The 22,223-nt window shown below is 70.8% G+C and carries 20 protein-coding genes; 10 read left to right on the forward strand and 10 right to left on the reverse strand.

Annotated features, from left to right (window positions below; translation table 11 throughout):
* Positions 1-41: 41 nt before the first annotated feature.
* From G3I71_RS00510 to G3I71_RS00525, 4 genes are read left to right on the forward strand one after another with little or no spacing between them, the layout of a single operon-like run.
* Positions 42-1,109: a glucose-1-phosphate thymidylyltransferase gene (locus G3I71_RS00510; protein ID WP_164311835.1), complete on the forward strand. Its 1,068-nt coding sequence runs from the start codon at positions 42-44 to the stop codon at positions 1,107-1,109.
* On the forward strand, positions 1,106-2,116 hold the full coding sequence (rfbB, locus tag G3I71_RS00515; RefSeq protein ID WP_164311836.1) for a dTDP-glucose 4,6-dehydratase: 1,011 nt from the start codon (positions 1,106-1,108) through the stop codon (positions 2,114-2,116). Before G3I71_RS00510 ends, rfbB begins: the two co-directional genes overlap by 4 nt.
* Positions 2,113-2,985 carry a dTDP-4-dehydrorhamnose reductase gene (gene rfbD / locus G3I71_RS00520; protein WP_164311837.1) on the forward strand — a complete coding sequence of 291 codons (873 nt, stop codon included), beginning with the start codon at positions 2,113-2,115 and terminating at the stop codon, positions 2,983-2,985. Before rfbB ends, rfbD begins: the two co-directional genes overlap by 4 nt.
* Entirely contained in the window at positions 2,985-3,788 is an 804-nt protein-coding gene (locus G3I71_RS00525; protein ID WP_164311838.1) for a class I SAM-dependent methyltransferase, read from the forward strand. Before rfbD ends, G3I71_RS00525 begins: the two co-directional genes overlap by 1 nt.
* Before the next feature lie 73 nt (positions 3,789-3,861).
* Here G3I71_RS00525 and rfbC read toward each other — a convergent pair whose 3' ends face one another.
* The 3 genes from rfbC to G3I71_RS00540 form a co-directional block, all read right to left on the reverse strand.
* Positions 3,862-4,458, reverse strand: coding sequence for a dTDP-4-dehydrorhamnose 3,5-epimerase (gene rfbC / locus G3I71_RS00530; protein WP_164311839.1), 597 nt, complete (start codon positions 4,456-4,458; stop codon positions 3,862-3,864).
* Between the two features lie 4 nt (positions 4,459-4,462).
* Positions 4,463-6,451 (reverse strand): glycosyltransferase family 2 protein, encoded by a 1,989-nt coding sequence (locus tag G3I71_RS00535; protein WP_164311840.1) that lies wholly within the window; start codon positions 6,449-6,451, stop codon positions 4,463-4,465.
* A gap of 314 nt (positions 6,452-6,765) precedes the next feature.
* Complete coding sequence (locus G3I71_RS00540) at positions 6,766-7,872, reverse strand: XdhC/CoxI family protein (RefSeq protein ID WP_164311841.1); 1,107 nt, start codon at positions 7,870-7,872, stop codon at positions 6,766-6,768.
* Between the two features lie 113 nt (positions 7,873-7,985).
* On the opposite strand from G3I71_RS00540, the gene G3I71_RS00545 reads away from it, so the two are divergent.
* On the forward strand, positions 7,986-9,848 hold the full coding sequence (locus G3I71_RS00545; protein WP_164311842.1) for a cellulase family glycosylhydrolase: 1,863 nt from the start codon (positions 7,986-7,988) through the stop codon (positions 9,846-9,848).
* A 37-nt stretch (positions 9,849-9,885) separates the two neighbouring features.
* On the opposite strand, the gene G3I71_RS00550 is transcribed toward G3I71_RS00545, so the two are convergent.
* Positions 9,886-11,151 carry a YncE family protein gene (locus G3I71_RS00550; protein WP_164311843.1) on the reverse strand — a complete coding sequence of 422 codons (1,266 nt, stop codon included), beginning with the start codon at positions 11,149-11,151 and terminating at the stop codon, positions 9,886-9,888.
* A gap of 204 nt (positions 11,152-11,355) precedes the next feature.
* Between G3I71_RS00550 and G3I71_RS00555 the strand changes: the two genes are divergently transcribed.
* From G3I71_RS00555 to G3I71_RS00565, 3 genes are all read left to right on the forward strand, one after another.
* Positions 11,356-12,057, forward strand: coding sequence for a TetR/AcrR family transcriptional regulator (locus G3I71_RS00555; protein WP_164311844.1), 702 nt, complete (start codon positions 11,356-11,358; stop codon positions 12,055-12,057).
* Positions 12,058-12,244: 187 nt separating this feature from the next.
* The gene (locus G3I71_RS00560) at positions 12,245-12,694 is read left to right on the forward strand and encodes a sigma factor-like helix-turn-helix DNA-binding protein (RefSeq protein WP_343242797.1); all 450 of its coding nucleotides are present in this window, start codon (positions 12,245-12,247) and stop codon (positions 12,692-12,694) included.
* The gene (locus G3I71_RS00565; protein WP_164311846.1) at positions 12,687-13,664 is read left to right on the forward strand and encodes a CU044_5270 family protein; all 978 of its coding nucleotides are present in this window, start codon (positions 12,687-12,689) and stop codon (positions 13,662-13,664) included. The genes G3I71_RS00560 and G3I71_RS00565 overlap by 8 nt, the downstream gene beginning before the upstream one ends.
* A gap of 124 nt (positions 13,665-13,788) precedes the next feature.
* Here G3I71_RS00565 and G3I71_RS00570 read toward each other — a convergent pair whose 3' ends face one another.
* Entirely contained in the window at positions 13,789-14,163 is a 375-nt protein-coding gene (locus tag G3I71_RS00570; RefSeq protein WP_164311847.1) for a nuclear transport factor 2 family protein, read from the reverse strand.
* 172 nt (positions 14,164-14,335) lie between these two features.
* On the opposite strand from G3I71_RS00570, the gene G3I71_RS00575 reads away from it, so the two are divergent.
* Positions 14,336-14,632, forward strand: a complete 297-nt coding sequence (locus G3I71_RS00575; protein ID WP_164311848.1) for a hypothetical protein — start codon at positions 14,336-14,338, stop codon at positions 14,630-14,632.
* 82 nt (positions 14,633-14,714) lie between these two features.
* On the opposite strand, the gene G3I71_RS00580 is transcribed toward G3I71_RS00575, so the two are convergent.
* The 5 genes from G3I71_RS00580 to G3I71_RS00600 form a co-directional block, all read right to left on the reverse strand.
* A complete protein-coding gene (locus G3I71_RS00580; RefSeq protein ID WP_164311849.1) occupies positions 14,715-15,923 on the reverse strand; it encodes a type III PLP-dependent enzyme in 1,209 nt (402 codons plus the stop codon).
* Entirely contained in the window at positions 15,920-17,668 is a 1,749-nt protein-coding gene (locus G3I71_RS00585; RefSeq protein WP_164311850.1) for an IucA/IucC family siderophore biosynthesis protein, read from the reverse strand. The genes G3I71_RS00580 and G3I71_RS00585 overlap by 4 nt, the downstream gene beginning before the upstream one ends.
* A 394-nt stretch (positions 17,669-18,062) precedes the next feature.
* Positions 18,063-19,832, reverse strand: a complete 1,770-nt coding sequence (locus tag G3I71_RS00590) for an IucA/IucC family siderophore biosynthesis protein (protein ID WP_164311851.1) — start codon at positions 19,830-19,832, stop codon at positions 18,063-18,065.
* Positions 19,829-21,007, reverse strand: coding sequence for an acetyl-CoA carboxylase biotin carboxylase subunit family protein (locus G3I71_RS00595; RefSeq protein ID WP_164311852.1), 1,179 nt, complete (start codon positions 21,005-21,007; stop codon positions 19,829-19,831). The genes G3I71_RS00590 and G3I71_RS00595 overlap by 4 nt, the downstream gene beginning before the upstream one ends.
* Positions 21,008-21,114: 107 nt before the next feature.
* The gene (locus G3I71_RS00600) at positions 21,115-21,285 is read right to left on the reverse strand and encodes a hypothetical protein (protein ID WP_164311853.1); all 171 of its coding nucleotides are present in this window, start codon (positions 21,283-21,285) and stop codon (positions 21,115-21,117) included.
* A 92-nt stretch (positions 21,286-21,377) separates the two neighbouring features.
* Between G3I71_RS00600 and G3I71_RS00605 the strand changes: the two genes are divergently transcribed.
* Positions 21,378-22,223, forward strand: coding sequence for a (2Fe-2S)-binding protein (locus tag G3I71_RS00605; RefSeq protein ID WP_164311854.1), 846 nt, complete (start codon positions 21,378-21,380; stop codon positions 22,221-22,223).

Raw genomic sequence — 22,223 nt, forward strand, 5'->3', positions numbered from 1 at the left:
CCGGATATTACGTCGTGGGAAATCGCAGCTAGGGTGAACGGATGAAGGCTCTCGTGCTCTCCGGCGGCGCCGGCACGCGGCTTCGGCCGATCACCCATACCTCGGCGAAGCAGCTCGTACCCGTGGCCAACAAAGCCGTGCTGTTCTACGGCCTGGAATCCCTCGCAGACGCGGGCATCACCGAGGTCGGCATGATCGTCGGTGACACCGCCGCCGAGATCGAGGAAGCGGTCGGCGACGGATCGAAGTTCGGCCTGAAGGTCACCTACATCCCGCAGGAACGGCCCCTCGGTCTGGCCCACGCGGTGCTGATCGCACGGGACTTCCTCGGTGACGACGACTTCGTCATGTACCTCGGCGACAACTTCATCATCGGCGGCATCAGCGACCTCGTCGACGAGTTCCGCCGGCTGCGCCCCGACGCCCAGATCCTGCTCACCCAGGTGCCCGACCCTCGCTCCTTCGGCGTCGCCGAACTCGACGCGGACGGCCAGGTGATCGGCCTGGAGGAGAAGCCCGAGCACCCCAAGAGCGACCTCGCGCTCGTCGGCGTGTACCTCTTCACCCCGGCGATCCACGACGCCGTACGCGCCATCAGCCCCTCCGGGCGCGGCGAGTTGGAGATCACCCACGCCATCCAGTACCTCATCGACGCCCGGTCCGACGTACGATCCACGCTCATCAAGGGCTACTGGAAGGACACGGGGAACGTCACCGACATGCTGGAGGTCAACCGCATGGTCCTGGAGGGACTGGAGCGGCGGATCGACGGCGACGTGGACACCGCGTCCGAGACCATAGGGCGGGTGGTGATCGAGGAGGGCGCGAGCATCAGCCGCTCACGCATCGTCGGGCCGGTCGTCATCGGCGCCGGAACCGTCGTCAGCGACTCCTACGTCGGGCCGTTCACCTCCGTCGCGGAGAACTGCCGGATCACCGACAGCGAGCTGGAGTTCTCCATCGTGCTGCGGGACTCCTCCATCGCCGGGGTGGGCCGCATCGAGTCCTCGCTCATCGGCAGGCACGTCGAGGTGACCCCGGCCCCCAGTGTTCCCAGCGCCCACCGACTAGTCCTCGGAGACCACAGCAAGGTGCAGATCCACTCATGAACCTCCTCGTCACCGGCGCCGCCGGATTCATCGGCTCCACGTACGTCCGCACCCTCCTCGCGTCCGACGCCCCCGACGCGCCCCGGATCACCGTGCTGGACAAGCTCACGTACGCGGGCACCCTGGAGAACCTGCCGGTGGGGCACCCCCGGCTGAAGTTCGTCCAGGGCGACATCTGCGACGCCGAACTCGTCGACAAGCTGATGGCCGAGGCCGACCAGGTGGTCCACTTCGCCGCCGAGTCCCACGTGGACCGCTCGATCGACGGCGCCGCCGACTTCGTCCGCACCAACGTGGTGGGCACCCAGGTGCTGCTGGACGCGGCCCTGCGCTACGGCGTCGGCCCCTTCGTGCACGTCTCCACCGACGAGGTGTACGGCTCGATCGAGTCCGGCTCGTGGCCCGAGGACCATCCGCTGGCCCCCAACTCGCCCTACTCGGCGTCGAAGGCGTCCTCGGACCTGCTCGCCCTCGCTTACCACCGCACCCACGGCCTGGACGTCCGCGTCACCCGCTGCTCCAACAACTACGGGCCGCACCAGTTCCCCGAGAAGGTCATCCCCCTCTTCGTCACCAACCTGCTGGACGGCAAGAAGGTCCCGCTGTACGGCGAGGGCCTCAACGTCCGCGACTGGCTGCACGTCGACGACCACTGCCAGGGCATCGACCTGGTGCGCACCGGCGGCAGGCCCGGCGAGGTCTACAACATCGGCGGCGGCACGGAGCTGAGCAACAAGGAACTCACCGGGCTGCTCCTGGAGGCCTGCGGGGCGGACTGGGACAGCGTGGAGTACGTCGAGGACCGCAAGGGCCACGACCTGCGCTACTCCGTCGACTGGGGCAAGCTCCACGACGAGCTGGGCTACACCCCGCGCCACGACTTCGCCGCCGGACTCGCCGCCACCGTCGCCTGGTACCGCGACAACCGCGCATGGTGGGAGCCCCTCAAGCGGCTCGTCGGCGCCGACGAGAAGGACCAGCAGGCCGAGAAGCAGGTAAAGGGATGAAGTGGCTGGTGACCGGCGCCGCCGGGATGCTCGGCCGCGACACCGTCGACGAACTCCTCCGGCGCGGTGAGGACGTCGTGGGCCTCGCCCGCGCCGCCCTCGACATCACCGACCCCGACGACGTGCGCCGTGTCTTCGGGGAGCACCGGCCCGACCTGGTCGTCAACTGCGCGGCCTACACCGCCGTCGACGACGCCGAGACGGACGAGGAGACGGCGCTCCTGATCAACGGCGTCGGACCGCGCCTGCTCGCCCAGGCCTGCGCCGAGCACGGCAGCCGGCTGATCCACGTGTCCACCGACTACGTCTTCGACGGCGATGCCCGCGAGACCTCGTACCCCGAGGACCACACCCCGGCCCCGCGCACGGCGTACGGCCGCACCAAACTCGCCGGCGAGCAGGCCGTCCTGGCCACGCTGCCGGACGCGAGCGTCGTCCTGCGCACGGCTTGGCTGTACGGCGCCCACGGCGGCAACTTCGTGGCTACGATGATCGGCCTGGAGGCGCGTCGGGACACCCTCGACGTCGTCGACGACCAACGCGGCCAGCCCACCTGGAGCGCCGACGTCGCCGAACGGATCGTCGATCTCGGGCCCCGGATCGGCCCCGAGGTGAGCGGTATCCTGCACGCCACCAACTCCGGCGAGGCCACCTGGTTCGAGCTGGCGCGTGAGGTGTTCCGCCTCATCGACGCCGACCCTGACCGTGTACACCCCACCACCAGCGCGGCCTTCACCCGGCCCGCACCCCGACCCGCGTACAGCGCCCTCGGCCACGGCCGCTGGCAGCAGGCCGGTCTCGGACCTCTCCGCGACTGGCGTACCGCCCTGCACGAAGCACTGCCACACATCCGCAAGGAGATTTCCTAGTGAAACGCCATGAGTTCCTCCGGGAGCTCCACAAGGTCAGCGCGAACAGGAACTACCTGGAGATCGGCGTCAACGACGGCCGAAGCCTGACCCTGTCCCGGGTACCGAGCATCGCGATCGACCCCGCGTTCAAGGTGGTCTCGGAGATCCGCACCGACGTCCATCTCGCGAAGGCGACCAGCGACGACTTCTTCGCCCGGGAGAACCCCCTCGCCCATCTCAAGGGCGGCCGGCACCCGCTGCGCAACCTGGCCCGCAACCGCAGCCCGTTCGGCTACTGGCAGCGCACCACGCTCGACCTGTCGTTCATCGACGGCATGCACCTGTTCGAGTACGCGCTGCGCGACTTCATCAACGTCGAGAAGCACTCGGACTGGGCCAGCGTCATCGTCCTCGACGACATGCTGCCGCGCAGCATCGACGAGGCCGCCCGCGACCGGCACACCAACGCCTGGACCGGTGACGTCTACAAGCTGATCGAGATCCTCGCCCGGTACCGCCCCGACCTGGTCACGGTCCTCGTCGACACGGCGCCCACCGGACAGCTCATCGTCTTCGGCGCCGACCCCGACAACACGGTGCTGAAGGACAAGTACGACGAGATCATCGCGGAGTTCGAGGTCCCGGACCCGCAGAAGGTGCCCGAGAGCGTCCTGGAGCGGACGCCCGCGGTCAAGCCGGAGACCCTGGTCGAGGCCGGCTTCTGGGCCCCCCTCGTCAGGTCCCGCAACCGCGGCACCAAGCGCGGCAAGGGCCTGGAGCAGCTGCGCCGCAGCCTGGCGCCGCTGAGCACCAGCCGCTGACGCAGGACCGGACAGCGAAGCGTGCGGCCCGGCAGCTGATCAGCTGCCGGGCCGCACGCTTCGTTCGCTGTGGTTACTTGTCGCGCAGTCCGGCGTAGTAGGCCGCGCAGTCCGCGTACGACGGCAGCAGCCCGGCGCGTTCCGCCTCCGCCAGCGTCGGCGCCTCGGCGTCCTTCTCCGACAGCACCGGCTCGATGCCCTCCGGCCAGGCGATGCCCAGCTCGGGGTCGAGCGGATTCACCCCGTGTTCACGGCCCGGCGCATACCCCGTCGAGCACAGGTACACCACGGTGGCGTCGTCGGTGAGCGCCATGAAGGCGTGCCCGAGGCCCTCCGAGAGGAACACGGCGTGCCGGGTCTCGTCGTCGAGCCGCACCGCCTCCCACCGCCCGTAGGTGGGTGAGCCGACCCGGATGTCCACCACGACGTCCAGGACCGCGCCGCGCACACATGTCACGTACTTGGCCTGGCTCGGCGGTACGTCCGAGAAGTGCACCCCGCGTACGACGCCCCGGCGCGAGACCGAGCAGTTCGCCTGGGCCAGGGAGAGGTCGTAGCCGGTGGCCTCGCGGAACTCCTCGCCCCGGTACCACTCGTGGAAGGCGCCGCGGTCGTCCGGGAAGATCTTCGGCTCCAGTACCCAGGCGCCTTCGATGTCCAGTGCTCGCATGCTGTCAGGCTCCGTTTCCGCGTCGAAGCCCGGCCTTGCGCGCGATCTTCCCGAGGGTGCGCCGCACCTTGCGGACCAGCCGCTGTCCGGTGCTCGGTCCGGCCGGCCTGGCGGGCCGCACGACCTGCACACGGCCGCCCTTGGCGCTGAGGCCGACGGACATCGCCAGGAAGCGCGGCTCGCCGGCCTCCGGAGCCAGGCACAGCGACGGCTTCCAGGTCCCGTCGGCCAGTGCACCGCCGGGCAGTGTCGCCTCGACGAACGCCCCGGCCCCTTCGGGGGCGCCGGACAGCGTGCCCGACACCTCCACGGGCTCGGCGACCGCCGACGAGGTCAGCCGCAACAGCGCCAAGGCGCCGCCGGGCACGTGCAGGGGCAGAGCGACGCGCAGGCGGTCACCCGTGACGGTGACATCGTCCGGCTTGAGGCGGCCGAGGCCTACGCCCTTGACCGCGCGGTCGACGTCCAGGGACAGCGTGGCCTGCTTCGCCGTCCAGTACGGCAGGACCACACGACCGGCGACCACACCGGCCGGCGGCACCGGACGGGGGTCCAGCCTGACCGGGCCGAGACGGCACTCGCGGGTCCAGCCGCCCAGCTTGATCCGGACGAACACGTCGAACAGACCGCCGCCGAGCGCCACACCGCCCGCCGCCGTGCCGGGGTCGACGGTGGCCGTGCCGCGCAGCACCAGCCGCACCTGCCCGCCCTCGTCACCGTCCTCGTCGGCCGGGAGGGTCTCGCGGGTCAGCTCCACCGGCTGGAAGAACTGGGCGGCCGTGGTCCGCTCACGGACCAGGAAGTCCGCCGTAGCGCTGCCGAACCGGGCGACGGTGGACGCGCCCACCCGGGCGATCGCGTCGTCGGCGTCGGTGGGCGTGCCGTCCAGGTCGGCGCCGTCGCTGTCGTCCTCGGCGGGGAACGTCATCGGCTTGCCGCGCGACGTGAACTCGGCGGTGAAGCCGACGTGCAGGACGCCGTCACGCCACTCCACGCTCTGCGGGGTGGCCGTGGGGGCGAGCGACGCCTCCCACTCGGCGAACGCCACCACGTCGTCCAGCCGGTCGGCGGCGATCAGCGCCGCCACGATCCGCTGCGCCTCCTGCATCCCGTTCGCGACACCCGGGCCGAAACGTTCGACGACGACCCCTCGGATCTCGTCGAACATCTCCTTGCGGTAGTCCTCCGGCAGCTTGAGAAGCCGGTTGCCGCGCATGCGCTCGACCATCTCGTTGCGCAGCCAGCGCCGGTGGAGCCGGTCGCGCACCACACCGGGCTCGGTGTACTGCTCGACGACGTCGAGGGCCTCACGCAGGTTGCGGAAGTAGCCGACCGGGTCGAAGCGCTGGAACCCCGCGTTCGAGGCGTCGTCGCGCTTGACGTGGTAGTAGCAGACGTAGTCGCTGAGCACGGAGACGTTGTCCGCGCGCAGATAGGCCTCGGTCACGAAGACATGGTCCTCGAGGCGACGCCTGCCCTCGGGGAAGCGCAGGCCGATGCGGTCGAGGAACGCGCGGCGGAGCATCTTGTGCGGGGTGAGGCTGTCGATCAGCGGGGCGTTCTCGACACTGGCCTTGGGGTGGTTGTGCCGGAACAGCTCGACCGGCACCGGGCGGCCCTTGCCGGCCATCTTGCCGACGATCACATCGGCGCCGTTGGTCACGCCGTACTCGTACATCCGCTCAAGGGCCTCGTCGCCGAGGTAGTCGTCGTTGTCGACGAACATCACGAACTCGCCCTGCGAGGCCTCGATACCGACGTTGCGCGGCTTGCCCGACCAGCCCGAGTTCTCCTGGTGGATGACCTGGACACGCGGTTCCTCGGCGGCGAGCTGGTCCAGCAGGGCCGGGGTCCCGTCGGTGGAACCGTCGTCGACGAAGATCACTTCGTACTCGTCGGCGGGCAGCGACTGCCGCAGCAGCGACGCGACGCATTCCTCGATGTACGGTCCCGGGTTGTACACCGGAACGATGACGCTGACCTTGACCGGCATGCGGCTGGAAGCTCCCTCTTTGGCTCTACTCCCCGTTTCCGCGACGACACGGTCAGGGCTGCCTGATACTAACCGTGCGAGGCTCTCCGCGACCTGCCGGGGCACGGGCCCCGAGGGGCGCGCCAGCGCGCCAAAGGGGCGCGAGGAACTGCGCGACCAGCCACGACGATGCCGCAGCCGCGCAACGGCAGACCGCGGCACCCCCAGAGCGCCAACGCTCCCCAAGTGCACCTTCTGCTTCTCTCCGACACTCACCTCCCCAAACGCGCCAAGCAACTGCCGCGGGCCGCTGCCGCCCCGGCGCCCCTGAGCGGCTACACGACCCCGGCCGGGTGAATGGCGCCGCCCGTCGCTGTCAGCGACACCCCGCTGCCGCCCCACCGCACGGCGACGATCTCGGCGGCCACGGACACCGCCACCTCCTCGGGCGTACGGGCGCCCAGATCCAGCCCGATGGGGGACCGCAGCCGGGACAGCTCGGGGCCGGTGAGGCCGGCCTCCGTCAGCCGTCCGAGCCGGTCGTCGTGGGTGCGGCGGCTGCCCATCGCCCCGATGTACGCGGCGGGCCGGCGCAGCGCCTCCTCCAGCAGCGGTACGTCGAACTTCGGGTCGTGGGTCAGGACGCAGATCACCGTGCGCTCGTCGGTGTCCGTGCCGCGCAGATAGCGGTGCGGCCAGTCGACGACCACCTCGACGCCCTCGGGGAAGCGTCTCGGGGTGGCGAAGGGCGGGCGGGCGTCGCAGACGGTGACCCGGTAGCCGAGGAAGGCGCCGATCCGGGCCACGGCGGCGGCGTAGTCGATGGCGCCGAAGACGAGCATGCGGGGCGGGGGCGCGAAAGAGTGCAGGAACACGGTGACGGCGTCCTCGCGCCGCTCCCCGTGGGGCCCGTAGTGCCGCAATCCCGTTGCGCCCAGGGCGAGTTCACCGCGCGCGTCGGCGGTGACGGCCACGTCCAGGCCGGTCGTGCCCAGCGTGCCGGACACCCGGTCGGGCCAGACGCCGAGTGTGGCGCCACGTGCCGCCGGACCGTCGGTCACGGTTGCCACGGTCACCGGACGGCCCGCCGCCACCGTCTCCGCCACCGCCGCGAAGGACGGATCGAGGGCGGGAGTGACCGGCCGTACCAGCACGGTGATCTCGCCGCCGCAGGTCAGCCCCACCGCGAAGGCGTCCTCGTCGCTGTAGCCGAAGGTCTCGAGGCGTGCCTCCCCGCTCGCCACGACCTCCTGGGCCAGCTCGAACACCGCGCCCTCGACGCATCCTCCGGACACGCTGCCCACGACCTCGTCGCCGGGCCCCACGGCCATCGCGGCGCCGGGGTCACGGGGCGCGCTGCGGCTCACCGAGACGACGGTGGCGAGTCCGAACGGTTCGCCCGCCGCGTACCAGCGCCCGAGCGCGGGGAGGATGTCACGCACGATCCGCTCCTTTTGTCGCCCATGTGACTTGATGATCGCCCATGAGCGTCAAAAGCTGAAGGTTACTCATGAGTCAGTTGGTATTGACGACTCCTGATGCGCGCGGGACTGTAATGCACATGTCGAAGTTGCGAGTGCATCTGCTCGGCGTACTGGTCCTGGTCACGGGGTTCGTGACTACTGTCGGCTCCCAGCCCGCTCGGGCCGACACCCTTTGGTTCGACTCTCCCACCTCCACCACCCTCACCGTCCAGAACGGTCGGTTCACCGACGCTCTGGGCCGAGAGGTCGTTCTCCGCGGCTACAACGTCTCCGGCGAGACGAAGCTCAAGGAGAACAACGGACTGCCCTTCGCCTCGGTCGCCGACGCCAAGAAGTCGGCGACCGCCCTGCGAGCGCTCGGCGGCGGCAACAGCGTCCGCTTCCTGCTCTCCTGGGCGTATGCGGAGCCGGTTCGTGGCTCGGTGAGCAGCAGCTACCTGGCCGCCGCCACCGCCCAGATGGGTGCCTTCCTGGACGCGGGCATCCGTGTCTACCCCGACTTCCACCAGGACCTCTACTCCCGCTGGCTCTTCGACTCGGACAGCTGGTACACCGGTGACGGCGCCCCCCAGTGGGCCGTCGATCTCGGTAACTACCCGGACGAGTACTGCGGGATCTGCATCCTCTGGGGACAGAACATCACCCAGAACGCGGCCGTGAAGAACGCGACGTACGACTTCTGGCACAACACCTACGGGATCCAGGACTCGTTCCTCGACACCGCCCAGAAGACGATGACGTACCTCAAGCAGAACCTGACGAGCGCCCAGTTCACGGGCGTCGTCGGCTTCGACCCGTACAACGAACCGCATCCGGGGAATCTCGACTCGGGGCAGACCAGCCGGACCTGGGAGAAGGACGTCCTGTGGCCGTTCTTCGTGAAGTTCCGGGCCCGGATGGACTCGGCCGGCTGGCAGGACAAGCCCGCCTTCGTGGAACCGAACATGTTCTGGAACGCCAACATCGACTCCCAGAAGCAGGAGGGTGGCCTCCTGGACGCCGGTACGGTCGGCGGGCGCTACGTCTTCAACACCCACTTCTACGACCAGAAGGCCATCTCCGGCATCCTGATGTGGGGCAATGCGGGGGACGGCCAGTACGTCACCGACTTCGGTACGGTCCGTGACCGGGCTGCCGCCCTCGGGACGACCGGGATCGTCAGCGAGTTCGGCCATCCGCTGAGCGGGACGGTGTCCGGCAAGGCGCCGACGGTCTACAAGGCGATGTACCAGGCCCTCGACTCCCGGGTGAAGGGCGCGAGTTGGTGGGCCAACGCGAGCGTTTCGGGCCCGGTGCTCTCCAGCAGCCAGTGGCAGTGGGACATCTACAACGGCCGCCACAAGGAGCTGATGAACGACAACGCCGACAAGGTGATCACCTCCGGTGACGGCTGGAACGACGAGGACCTGTCCGCCGTACGCCTCGACGACTCCGCTACGGCCGTCCTGCGGCAGGACGCCCGGATGCTGGACCGCGTCTATCCGGGCGCCACGGCGGGGACGACGCTCGCCTTCACCTTCGAGGACCGCTCCCGGGACGGGTCCACGACCCTCACCTGGAACCCGGTGCCGAGTTCGCTGCCGAACGTGTCCACGCTGGTGGGCTCTGGGCAGTACAGCGTGCTGGTGTGGCGGTCGAAGGGCATCTCGGCGCCGACCGAACTCCATCTGCCGGCGTCCTTCCCGACGGCGACCACCACGGTCGTCTCCGACCTCGGCACGGTCTACGGCCCGCCGGCCTACACCAGTACGACCCCGATCGCGGCGGGCACCGACCCCGGTGGCACGGGAAGCCGCCGCCTGCTGCTCACCGCGTCGGACTCGGGAGTCCTGCACTACGCGCTGGTGACCAACGGGGCGACGGCTCCTTCGGCGACCGTACTGAGCGCCGCGCGAACCGAACTGGCTTCATGGGCCGCGCAGGAGTTCAGCTAACCGATCAACCGGCGGCCAACTGACCTGAAAACAGAGGTCAGCTGGTCGCCGGGCCAGTCCAGTCCGCCTCGACATGGCCGAGGCGGACCCGCTGGGGGTGGTCGCCGACCGGCACGGACACCGTCTTCAGCCCGGTGGCGAAGTCGATGGCCGTGATCTGGTCGGCGCCGCTCTCGGAGATCACGCAGGACTTGCCGTCGCCGCTCACCGTGGCCCAGTAGGGCTTCGAGGCCGGGACGAGCGGACCCTCCTGGAGGGTCGTACGGTCGACGACCGTCGCGTAGTCGTCCATCGTGCCCGCGACGCACAGCTTCGTGCCGTCCGGCTTCATCGAGATGCCGTGGTGGCGCGAGTCGTTGACGAACGTGGTGCGGTCGTCGCTGGTCGCCGGGTTCTTCGGCAGGGTCTTCGTCCGGGTGATCTTGTCGGTGGCGATGTCGTACTCGAAGAAGCCGTTGAAGAACGAGACCTGGAAGTACAGCTTCGTCTCGTCGGGCGAGAAGGTGGCCGGGCGGACCGCGTCGGAGAAGTCCGTGAGGCCGATGGCGTTGAGCCGGTCCCGCATGTCGATCACCTTCACCTGCTTGAAGGTGGCCGCGTCGACGACCGTGATCTTCCGGTCGCCCTTGGTGAAGTCCTGCCACGGAGCGTCCTGATCGGTGTTGACGTCACCGATGGCCATGTTCCAGATGTACTTGCCGTCCTTGGTGAAGATGTTCTCGTGCGGCTTGTCGCCGGTGGCGAACGAACCGATCTGCGCGCCGGTGTCGATGTTCAGCACGTGCACGGTGTTGGAGATCGAGGCGGAGACCGCGACCCGGGTCCCGTCGGGGGAGACCGCCATGTGGTCGGAGCGGTAGCCGGACACGGGGAAACGCCAGTTGATCGCCCCGGTGGCGAGGTCGATCGACACGACGTCGGCGAAGCTCGGCCGGGAGACCACCACCGACTTGCCGTCCGGAGTGGAGTACATGTCGTCGACCAGCTGGTCGTGGCCCTCGCCGACTCCGTTGCGGATGGCCATGAAGTAGATCCACTTGATCGGGTCGGCGTTGATCGCGGCCAGCCGCGCCGCCTTGTCCGGTACGACGTCGATCCGGCCGATCTTGGCGAAGTCGCCGGTTGACTTGACGACGTCCGCGGTGCCTTCCCAGTTGTTGCCGACGAACAGCACCTCGCGCAGACTCGCGGCGGTGGCGTCCTCGGCGTCGGTCACCGCGACGGCGGCCGACGCGGGGGCGGTGACGGTCAGGACGAGGGCGGCGGCCATGGCACAGAGGTACCTGGATCTGGAAGCAGGCATGCGTGCTCTCCCTTCCGGGAGTGAACAGATTGACGGTGGCGGGTGCATGACATGTGGGGCATAAGGGAGAACATGGCTGCGCTCGAAAAAACTGAACACGGTCACGTTCAGATTGGACTTACTGGAAAGTAAGGAGGGGGTGCCCTTCTCCACAAGACTGCGTGCAGGACAAACTTGGCCCCCGGACCGACGAAGGAGGGTTCATTGGCGGGCAGACTCAGGGCGCCGACCGGCCGTTACGCGGGCAAGACGGCCCAGGAACGGCAGACCGAAAGGCGCCGGAGATTTCTGGACGCCGCACTCCAGATGTTCGGCGACACCCCGGGCTACCGCTCGACGACCGTCGCCGCGCTCAGTGAGGCGGCCGGTCTGTCGACGCGCCAGTTCTACGAGGAGTTCCGCACCCTCGAGGACGTCCTGGCCGCCCTGCACCTCCAGGTCAACGACTGGGCCGAGGCGGCGGCGCTCGGCGCGCTGGCCGACGCGGAGGGGCTGCCCCTCGCCGAACGCGCCTCCGCGATCTTCCGCGCCTACGCCGCCAACGTCACCGCCGACCCGCGCCGCATCCGTCTGACCTTCGTCGAGATCATCGGTGTCAGCGACCGTCTGGAGGAACAGCGCCTCGCCCGCCGATCCCGCTGGGTGAACCTCATCTGTACGGAGGCGGAGGCCGCCGTCGTCCGTGGAGAGGCGGCGCCGCGCGACTACCAGCTCGCCGCGACGGCGTTCATCGGCAGCGTCAACGGTCTGCTGCACGACTGGAGCGCCGGGTGGGTGGACGCCACGTTGGACGAGGCGGTGGACGAACTGGTGCGGATGCTGCTGGGCATCCTGCGGCCGGCGGGCTGGCAGCCCCCGGGCGGCGGGCACGCCAAGGACGCCGATGAGGTCGCTGAGGGCTCCTGACGTCTGTTGCTTGCCTGAGCCGAGGTGATGTCGACGGCGGTACTCACCCGGACAGCCGATTCACTGACTCCGGTACGGGCCCGACACTTTCCTCCGCGCCGGTCCGGTCCGGGCCGGCCCGCGCCGCGTGCCCGTTCCCCGTACAGGGTCGGTCCTTGCGGGGGCAGGCCGGGCCCGTCGGGGCGCGGTGCCGCCACCCGCCCGGTCGCTCCGCCTAGCGCCGCAGCGGGGCCAGGACGAGAAGGCTTCCCCGCTGCCCTGGCTGTACGGCGTGGCACGCAACTGCCTGGCCAACGCGGTACGCGGCCAGGGCCGGCGCCGTCGGCTCCTCGACCGGCTGGGCAACGACGAGACGGCACACGGCAGGCAGGTCGTGGCGAGCCCGGACACCGAGTCGCCGGGCGCCTGGGTGCATGAGGCGCTCGCCCGTCTCACCCCGGCCGACCAGGAGGTACTGCGTCTGACGGCCTGGGAGGAGCTCGCCGTCGACGAGGTCGCAGTGGCCCTGGGCTGCGGCACCCGCGCGGCGGCGATGCGGCTGCACAGGGCCAGACGCCGGCTGAGAACCGAGATCGACCGGATACGCCCCTCGCTCGCCGCCGACGTGCACTCCTCGAAGGAACACGGTCATGCCTGACGAACTCGACCTGCTACGCGGCGCCAACCCGGCGCCGCCGGACGGCCCCCGCTTCGGCGACGGACCGCTGGACCACGACGCGGAACGCCGACTCAATCAACTCCTGCACGGCAGCGGCCCGTTCGGCCGTCGCCGTACCCGCTGGATGTGGAGCCTCGCGACCGTCGCGGTGGTCGCGGCGACCGCGCTGGCGCTGCTCCTCGCGGGCCCGAACACCGTCCCGGCGGTGGCCGCTCCCCGACCGCTGCTCGTTCAGACCGGCTCCACCCCCGTACCCCTGACCAGGATGGCCGAGCTCGCCGAGGCGGCAGCCGCGGACGGTTCGCCGGAACTCCGGAAGGGCACCCACGTACAGACGTGGAGCATGGGCATGTCGGAGGACAAGCCCCCGATCACGCTGCCCGTCGAGCGAGTGGTGCGCTGGCAGGCCGACGCGAGCCATACGGAACTGGTCGTGGCGACCGACCCGCGGCATCCCGGCAGGCCGGTCCTGAGCGAAGGGGACGACGGAACCGGTCTGGTCGAGGACGGGCACGTCATCAGCGAGCAGACGTTCGGGCCGAGCTGGAGCGACGCCCCGCCCGAGTCGACGCCGCCGCACGACCCGCGCCTCCTGAAGGCCTACCTTCAGGAGGCGCAGCACCGGAACACTGCGCTGACGACCCCCGAACTCCTCGACGCGGTAGGGGTGTTGCTCGACCACTGGACCCTCGGGGCCCGCGAGAACGCGGCCGTCGCCCGGCTGCTGGCGGACGCCGGGGGGCTGCGGCCCGTCGGCCGGGTGACGGATCGGCTGGGGCGGCCCGGTCGGGCGTATGTGTACGACGACGGACACGGCTCCCGCCAGATGCTGATCATGGATCCGGCCGCCGGTGCCGTACTCGGCCTGGAGGAGACCGCCACCACCGCCGAGCCCGAGTGGGGCCTGAAGGCGGGCGACGTCATGGACTACAGCGCCTGGATGCGCTGATCACAGCCCCAGGGCATCCTCAGGGCTTCGCGGGGCCGCTCTCCGGTGGTTCTCCACCTCGGCGCCAGTCACGACCCGGCGTCCCGCCCAGCCCCCAGCCCCCAGCCCTCAGCCCTGGTCGAGGTCAGGAAGCCTCCTCGTCCCATGCCTGCAGCACGGTCTGGTCGACGATCTTGCCGTCGCGCAGCGACAGCATCGAGCCGACGAGGACGCGGACTCCGTCCGGGTACTCGCAGGACTCGGTGTAGGCGACCTGGTCGCCCTGGACGATGACCTGCTCCAGCTTGTGGGTCATGTCCCTGCTGCACACGTCTTCCAGCATGGCGCCGATCTCGCCGCGCCCGTGCTTGACCATCGGGTGGCTGGGCTGGGAGTTGCGGTCGACGACGCGCAGTTCGGCGTCCTCGGCGTAGAGCGACAGCAGTACCGTCGCGTCATGTGCTTCGATGCCCCGGCGCAGTGCTTCGATGTCGAATGCGGGGCTTGCCGCGGTGCCCATGGTGACCTCCTTCGAGGGCCGCGGCCCGATCGGGCGCGGGCCGCGAGGGACCTCTCCTCCTGAGCGTCCTCCGCCTGGGGAGGCTCGGCAAGCGCAGACGGAGGATGAGCCTGACGAGTGAGCGGGGCGCGGTGCCCGTGTCCGGGGCGGGGCGCGCGCCGTTCATCAATACATGATCTCAACACGACGAATCGCTGCCGCCATTGGTCTCGCCGTCGGCGTCACCGGCCTCGCCGCCCCGCTGGCGAGCGCGGCTCCCGCCGCCGACCAGAACGCGGGCAAGCTGAACCCGATCGCCCAGCTCGACTCGCTCGCCGTGAGCGAGATTCCCGCGCAGTACCACGAGGACATTCCCCGGGTCTCCAGCCAGCTGACCTCGCTCAACCGGCTGAGCGACCTCCAGCAGCTGCACCAGCTGACCGACATGGCCGCCCCCGTCACCGGTCTGCTGCCCGGTATCGAGGCCTGACGGACGTACTGATCGGGAGAGTGGGGACGAGGGCCGCCCGGCCGGACCGGGCGGCCCTCACCTGTTTCGCGCGCGCGTTCTATTACGGTTGGTTCGCTGCCGCCGGCCGCGCGCCCAGGAAGTGGAAGCCGGGCCTCGGGTGCATCAGGAAGTCGTGGTGGGAGATGTTCCACGCGTAGGCGCCCGCCAGCGAGAACAGCACCCGGTCGCCCGCCCGCAGCCCCGGCGCCGGAACCCGCCGGGCCAGTACGTCCTTCGGCGTGCACAGCTGGCCGGCCAGCGTGACCCGCGACTCCTCGGCCGCCGGGCGGGGCCACGGGTGCGGCCAGGCATCCACCGGCAGCACCGTGCAGGGCTGGTCGTGGCCCTTCGCCGCCGGGGTGCGCAGATGATGGGTGCCGCCCCGGACGACAGCGAACTCCTCGCCGTGACTCCGCTTCACATCCAGCACCTCGGTGGCGTACCAGCCGCAGTACGCGGTCAGGGCCCGGCCGGGCTCGATGCGCAGGGTCAGTTCCGGGTACGCCTCGGTCAGCCAGGTCAGGCCCTTGCCGAACGCCGCCCAGTCGAAACGGCGGGTCGGCGCGGCGTAGTCGACGGCCATCCCGCCGCCGACGTTCACCTCGCCGACACACACCCCGAGCCCCGTCGCCCAGGTGACCACCGACTCGGCCACGGCCAGCAGCTCCCGAGCGTCGAGTCCGCTCGCCAAGTGAGCGTGCACACCGCGCAGTTCGAGCTGGGGATACGTCCCGTCCATCAGGGCCCGGAACACCGGCTCGGCCCCGGCCGGGTCGAGCCCGAAGGGAGTCGGCCGACCGCCCATCGTCAGCGAGCTGCCGGCCAACGAACCGTCGGACACCGGGATGTTGACGCGCACCAGCACCGCCACCCGGCGCTCGGGCCCGACCTGCCGCGTCAACTCGGCGAGCATGCGCAGCTCGTGCTCGCTCTCGACATGGATCCGGTCGACGCCCAGCTCCAGCGCGGTCAGAATCTCGTCCGGCGTCTTGCCCGGTCCGCCGAACGCCAGCGGCCGGCCCGGCACCGCGTCGGCGACATGGGCGAGTTCACCGCCCGAGGACACCTCGTAGCCGTCGACGTACGGCGAGAGCGCGGCCAGGATCTCCGGCTCCGGGTTGGCCTTCGCCGCGTAGTACAGCTCGACCCGCTTGGGCAGTGCCGCCCGGACCATCGCCGCGTGACTGCGCAGTTCCGTCAAGTCGTAGACATAGGCGGGCAGTTCCGTGGCAGGCAGGGACAGGGCGTGGTCGCGCACGGCGAGGGTCATCGGGTGCTCCGGGGGGTGTCGCGCAGGATGTCCTCGCCGAGCGGGGACGGCAGCCGTACATATCCTGCCTCGCGATCCGCCTTTCGCCCCCAGCGAGTGAGGAGGTTGGCCTTCGCGGGCAGCGGCACCCCGGCGAGCAGCGCGGTGAGCCGGGGCGGGCAGCCGGAGCGGTCGGCGTAGGACCGGAGTGTGTCGCGCACCCGTGCCCACAGCGCGGCTTCCGCGTCCGGGTGCAGGTCGGCCAGGGCGGCGAGGAGTTCGGCGATGTTGTTGACGAGCAGGCAGTACACGACCCGGTCCCAGCCGCGCTCCGCGTCGTACGTCAGCGGGCCCGCGACGTCGGCCGGTACGGCGGTGAGGGTGTCGGCGTGATGATCGAGGACCAGCTTGGTGCCCTCCAGGTCCCGGAAGAGCACCTGGACGGGGCGGCCGTCGGCGTCCACACAGATCAGCACGTTCTGGAGGTGCGGTTCCAGGACCAGTCCGTGGTCGAAGTAGGCGGCCAGGACGGGCGGGACGAGCAGGTCGAGATACGTCGACAACCAGTCGAGGGCCGTGTCCGGGTCCGTGTCGGTGAGCAGCCGGGAGACGTGCGCTGCGCTCGACGGGTACTCGTCGGCAACCGCCGCCGCGAGCAGGGGTGTCGAACCCGGCGCCAGGTGTCGGGGCAGGCCCTCGCGGACGATCACGCCGAAGCCCTCGAAGAGGTCACGGTCCGGGGTGCCGTCGGGGCCGGGCAGGGCGAGCGCGCGGTAGGCGGGCTCGCGGAGCACCGCGCTGCCGGGGAAGCGCTCGGCCAGGTCGGTGAGGGCCGGGGCGAGGGCGCGGGTGAGGGCGACGGCGCCCGACAGCTCGTAACTGCTGTTCTTGCGCAGGCAGTTGGTGATGCGCACGTTCAGGCTGAACTTGAGGAACGTCTCGCCGTCGTACAGGGTGCGCACGGACGCCGTGGCGGCGAAGGGGCGGCCGCCCTGCCCGAGGTCCAGGATGTCGCCGCGTTCCAGCGCGGCCCGCAGCAGCGGGTGTTCGCGCAGGGTGTCGTACTGCCAGGGGTGTGTGGGCAGTAGCCGGTAGCCGTCGGGTACGTCCGTGCGCTGGCCGTCCAGCGCGGCGGGGGCCCAGGGGGCGGCACTCTCCTCGGCGATCAGGTGGGCGCGGACGGCGAGGTGCCGCAGCGGGAAAGCGGACCCGGTCTCAGGCGCGTACGCCGCCCAGGCGCGCGGGTCGCCGGTGCGGGCCTTGGGTGTGGGGTGGAAGCGGTGGCCGAACAGCAGGGACTGCTCGGAGACCAGGTAGGCGGCGAGGTGGCCGTCGGCGGGTCCGGCGGTGCGCTCACCGGCCAGGGCGGCCGTGACGGCCTGGTGGCTGGAGGCGATCTGCTCCAGGAACTCGTCATTGCGTTCCCCGGTCCGCAGGGACAGCTCGTCGCGCGTGTACTCGGCCAGGCGCCGCCAGTCCACCGCCGCCCAGTCGTCACCGGCCTGCTCGTACACCGGGCCGCTGAAGCGGTGGGCGCCCAGGAGCGACGTCCGGCGCAGGCGGACCCGCAGGAGAACGCCGCGGCAGGGCAGGCGGAGCAGGAGGTGGCCGTTGTCGACGACGGTCTGACGTTCCGGGCCCGACACCTCGCGCAGCAGGCAGTTGAGGAGGGTGTGGGTCACCACGTCGTCGGCGCTGGGGAGGCCGGCGTCGACGAGTCCGGCGGGGGCGCTGGGGGCGTCGGGTGAGTCGGTCAGTGAGGGCATCAGCGGCTCCAACGGGCACGGGGTGAGCGGGGGTTGGGGGGAAAGGGGGAGGCGGGCACGGTGACGGCGCCGCTGCCGGTCGGCCCCGGTGCGGCGGGGTGAACCGGGCGCTGCCCGCCGCCTCGGCGGGACCGGCGACTACAGCGTCGATCTGACACAGGAACTCCAGGGCGCCGGACATCCCGCCGGGCGCACGGCCCTTGGCGCTGTCGGCGGCCCCGGAGGTTCGGTGCCGCCGTGAACGTGGTCGGTGAGTCGGCCCGGCCGTCGAGCCGGAAGGCGACGGCTTGGCCCGACTGGGCGTGTAACGGCAGCCGGTTGCGGCCTGAGCGGTCGGCGGGTCCGTCCCGGAAGGGGGGCGCGGAGTGTGTCGGCAGGCACCATGCCTCGGCGCTCACTCGGTGTCCCCGGCGTGCGGTCCGCCTTGATCTCCGGCGTGGAGCAGGTAGTTGGGGCCGGTGGTGTAGTGCTTGTTGATGTCGGCGGCGCCCGAACGCTCCTTGCCGAGCAGGGTTCCGGCGCTGACCATCGCCTTGACGGGCAGGTGCGGAGCGTCCAGGATCCGCGCGCGCAGTTCGGCGGCCGGGGTGCCGCCGAGCCGGTCGACGGACTCCCCGAGCCGGTCGCGGACCAGCCTCAGCAGTGAGGGGAGCGTGGCGCGGCCGTGCCGGGCGAACCCGAACGCGTAGGCGCCCGCGCACAGATGGACGGTGATGCTGGCGAACACGTCGGCGACGGGCCCGTCCTCGGTGCCGTAGGTCCGCTCGTCGTCGAAGCCCCAGGGCCCCGGCAGAACGGCTGCGAGCCGGGCGGTGTTGACGCGCGGGCCGTCGTTGTCCTTGAACAGCAGCCGTACCCGCCCCGGTTCGGGCCCCAGGACCAGCGAGACGTTCTGCTGATGCGACTCCAGGGCGATGCCGTGACCGAAGAGGGTGGTCTGCCAGTCGAAGAGGAGGGTGAGACAGGCGTCCAGCAGGGCGAGCGGGTCGCCGTCGTGGAAGCGGTCGGCGAGCTGGTCGACGACCAGCCGTCCGTCGGGCGCCTCGGCGAGCAGGGCGGCCAGCGGGACGACGGCGGCGTCGTCGAGGCCGGCCGGGTAGCGGCGGCACAGGACGGCGAGGAGTTCGTGTCCGGCGTGCGCGTACGTGGTCTCGTCGGCGTGCAGGACGGTGTCCCGGAAGCGCGGCTCGCGTTCGACGACCCGCTCGGTCAGCCGCTGCCCGGCGGCGCCGTCGACGAGCGTCCCGGGCTTGATGGATCGCCGGTTGCGCAGCCCCAACGTGGCTGTGGTGAGCGGGAGTTTGAGGTGCAGGGCGGGATCGGCGACCACCGCGACGGTACGCATGGACAGCGTCGGAACCACGTCGAGGTACGTGCACTCCGCGAGCCGGGCGCGTCCCGCGAGGCCGGTGACCCGCAGGGCCTCGTCGAGCGGGGCGCCGACGGTCAACGGGTGCACGGGCAGGGCGAGATGCGTGCCGTGCAGATCCTCCATACCGAGCATCGCGGGCGTCGGCCGGCCCTCCGGCAACGTCCCGGTGAGGGTCACCGCCTCCCTGGGCACGGCGAGCCAGCGCAGCGCGAAACGGGGATGGAACTCCGGTGCGTACGAACGCAGTTGCTCCGTCCTCAGCCCGGACCGGCCGCGTGCGGTCGGATACACGGGATGGTCGACGCGGGCCGCGAGGGTGTCGTACGCCAGGGACGCCGTCAGGCCCGTCCAGTTGGCCGTGTCGACTCCATGACGGCTCGCCAGCCGCCCGGTGACCTCCTCCCGCGTGGCGTCGTGCAGCCGCAGAGTGGCCAGGGTCTGCCGGCACTCCTCGGTGAAGGCGTCGAAGCCGTCGCGGTCCACCGGATCGGCCAGCGCCCGCAGCGCGGCGAGCACAGTGGCGTACGAGGTGAACTCGGCGCCGTCCGACTCGCGCACGAGCAGCGGCAGTCGGGCCGCGTACACGCACTGGAAGCCGTCCTCGGTGAGCGGCAGCAACAGGGCGTCGCCGTCGGTCGGCCTGCGCAGCCAGAGGCCGTCCGGGCGGTGCGTGAGCGTGCCGAGGGTGCGCAGGCCGACCACGTCCTCGCGGAGCAGGGCGCTGAGGACGCGGACGAGCAGTTCGGCCTCGGCGGCGTCGGTCGTCACGGGGGCGTCAGGAGCGGCGGTCACGGTCGGACCTCCCAGCGCCGGGCGGCCAGGAACTGTGCCGACACCCGGTCGACCGTCGGCTGGTCGGTGCCGGTGGCCCGCAGGACGCCCAGGTAGTCGCGGTTGGTGCGGTACAGGTCGTGCCGCTCACCCACCGCGCGCAGCGGGCGGTACGTCAGATGCACGCCGTCCAGGGTGAGTTCGGTAGCCGGGGGAGCGGAGGCCAGCGTGCCCGCTCGGTCGGCGTACGGGTACTCCAGGCGGGCCGCGACGTCGCGGCGGATGCCCAGGTCGGCCGGGAGCGGCTCGCCCAGGTGGGTGCGCAGGATGTGCTCGAAGAGCGGGATCCCCAGGAGCCCGGCCAGCAGCAGGTCCACCTGGTCGCCGATGGCCCGGTAGTTGACCTCGATGATCCGGGCGCGACCCTCGTGCACCACGAACTCGGTGTGACAGGCACCGAACCCGACGCCCAGCGCGTCCAGTTGGGCCAGTATCCGGGCGACGACCGGCTCGGGGTGGGCCGGGACGAGGACGAGCCGCTCCTCGATGAAGTACGGCGGCGCCGACAACCCGGTGTGGAAACCACCCAGTACGTGCCGGACGTTGCCGTCACCGAGCGTCTCCAGGGTGTACAGCTCCCCGGGCAGATACTCCTCGACGACCAGTACGGCACCCGGCCGCCGCGCGAAGATCTCCTTCGCGCGTGACTCCAATTCCTGGGCCCCGGTGACAAGGACGACGTCCTCGCCGGCCACGCCCTCGCGCGGCTTGAGGACGCAAGGGTACGGCGCGGCCAGGGCGACGGGCCCCGCCTCCGTCAGCTCGGCGGACCACACGGTGTCCATGTCCGCGGCGGCGAGCCGGCGCCGCATCTCGGCCTTGTCCTTGCAGGCCAGCGCGGCCCGCCAGTCCTTGCCGGGCAGGCCGAAGTAGTCGGCGGCCAGGGCAGCCTGGGTCTGGAGGTGGTCACTGTTGCTGAAGACGCCGTCGGGCCGGTGATGCGTGGAGATCCGGGTCACGACGGCCCGGAAGTCACGGACGTCGCACTCCAGGACCTCGACGTCCGGGTACACGGCCCGGTGGGCGTCCGGCTGGTCGGTGAGGAGAGTGACGTCGAGACCGAGGCGGGCGGCGGCGGGCAGGAAGCCCTCGGTGACGGAGTCTGTGGGGTTGAGGGCGAGCAGGTACAGACGCATGACGTGGGAGACAACTTCCGCTAGCTGGTCGGGGTTTGGGGCTTGACTCGGAGGCCCGGGAGCGGGGTGCGTGCAGAAGGGCGCGCCCCGCTCCCGTACGGCGGGAGTTACCTATCGGGGAGTTCCGCACCGGTGGCCTCGGCCATGTCGACGAGCATCTGTTCGGAGGGCCGGACGCCGATGCCGGACAACCGAATCCCGGCCGGGACCTCGAAGACCTTGCTGTTCAGAGCAGTTGTGGAGGTAGTGGGACGTGCGCAGCCCTTGATCGTCCTCATGAGAGCACCCCGGTAACCGCCTCGCGATCTTGCCAGTAAGGTAAGCCTTTCCTATCTAACCTCACCCGCATCTTGCTGCGCAGGAGAACCCGATGAGCGTCGCCCTGGAGACCCCGACGGCCGCTGCCGCCGCGCGTGTGCTCGGCGGCGCCTACCAACGCCTCGTCGGCATCTGCGAAGTACTCACCGCACAGGTCGTGCAACCGGGCATGACCACCCCTCAAAGGGGGGTGAGCGGAGCGGAGTTGACGGAAAGCCGAGAAGCCCTCGACTCATTCGTCGAGGCCGAGGCAGCGCGGATCCAGGAACGCCACGGGCACACCGCCCGCCCCCACGTCGCCGCCTCCCGCGCCCTGCACGACTACGCCTGGTCGGTCGGCCTGCTGATGAGCGGCGTCTGGTACCTGGAACGCCGTGTGCCGCGCATCCGGCCCGAGGACGTCCGGTTGGACCTCGCCACCGGCGTGTACGGGATCACGCCGCGCTCCTCCCTGTCCTGCCTCCCCGATGACCCCGCCGCCGCCCTCCCCGGAGTCACCGTGCTCCCGCACGAGGAGTCGCTGCGCACCGAGTTGCGCTCCGCCGTCGCCGACCACATGACCCCGCTGCTCACGGCGCTCGGCCCCATCACCCGCCGGGGATCGCGCGCCCTGTGGGGCCTGGTCTCCGACGACCTCGTCTCCGGGATCTGGTACCTCGGGCGGGTCCTCGGCCGGGAGGACGACGCCGTCCGCGCGGCCACCGAACTGCTGCCCTCGGCCGTCTCCCCGTACCCCGGCGGCGCCGACTTCCGCCACCTCACCGACGCGTCCGGACGCCGTCATCCGACCCGCACACGCGCCGGCTGCTGCCTCTACTACACGATCCGCCCGGACGAGGCCTGCTCCACCTGCCCCCGCACCTGCGACACGGAACGACTGCGCAGACTGGAGAACTGA

The organism is Streptomyces sp. SID12501 (assembly GCF_010550245.1).
Lineage (GTDB): Bacteria > Actinomycetota > Actinomycetes > Streptomycetales > Streptomycetaceae > Streptomyces.

Bases quoted from the DNA above. Each gene is read 5' to 3' on its own strand.
- G3I71_RS00510 (WP_164311835.1), top strand. From the start codon at position 42: ATGAAGGCTCTCGTGCTCTCCGGCGGCGCCGGCACGCGGCTTCGGCCG.
- rfbB (WP_164311836.1), top strand. From the start codon at position 1,106: ATGAACCTCCTCGTCACCGGCGCCGCCGGATTCATCGGCTCCACGTAC.
- rfbD (WP_164311837.1), top strand. From the start codon at position 2,113: ATGAAGTGGCTGGTGACCGGCGCCGCCGGGATGCTCGGCCGCGACACC.
- rfbC (WP_164311839.1), bottom strand. From the start codon at position 4,458: ATGCGAGCACTGGACATCGAAGGCGCCTGGGTACTGGAGCCGAAGATC.
- G3I71_RS00535 (WP_164311840.1), bottom strand. From the start codon at position 6,451: ATGCCGGTCAAGGTCAGCGTCATCGTTCCGGTGTACAACCCGGGACCG.
- G3I71_RS00545 (WP_164311842.1), top strand. From the start codon at position 7,986: ATGCACATGTCGAAGTTGCGAGTGCATCTGCTCGGCGTACTGGTCCTG.
- G3I71_RS00550 (WP_164311843.1), bottom strand. From the start codon at position 11,151: ATGCCTGCTTCCAGATCCAGGTACCTCTGTGCCATGGCCGCCGCCCTC.
- G3I71_RS00565 (WP_164311846.1), top strand. From the start codon at position 12,687: ATGCCTGACGAACTCGACCTGCTACGCGGCGCCAACCCGGCGCCGCCG.
- G3I71_RS00570 (WP_164311847.1), bottom strand. From the start codon at position 14,163: ATGGGCACCGCGGCAAGCCCCGCATTCGACATCGAAGCACTGCGCCGG.
- G3I71_RS00575 (WP_164311848.1), top strand. From the start codon at position 14,336: ATGATCTCAACACGACGAATCGCTGCCGCCATTGGTCTCGCCGTCGGC.
- G3I71_RS00580 (WP_164311849.1), bottom strand. From the start codon at position 15,923: ATGACCCTCGCCGTGCGCGACCACGCCCTGTCCCTGCCTGCCACGGAA.
- G3I71_RS00585 (WP_164311850.1), bottom strand. From the start codon at position 17,668: ATGCCCTCACTGACCGACTCACCCGACGCCCCCAGCGCCCCCGCCGGA.
- G3I71_RS00595 (WP_164311852.1), bottom strand. From the start codon at position 21,007: ATGCGTCTGTACCTGCTCGCCCTCAACCCCACAGACTCCGTCACCGAG.
- G3I71_RS00600 (WP_164311853.1), bottom strand. From the start codon at position 21,285: ATGAGGACGATCAAGGGCTGCGCACGTCCCACTACCTCCACAACTGCT.
- G3I71_RS00605 (WP_164311854.1), top strand. From the start codon at position 21,378: ATGAGCGTCGCCCTGGAGACCCCGACGGCCGCTGCCGCCGCGCGTGTG.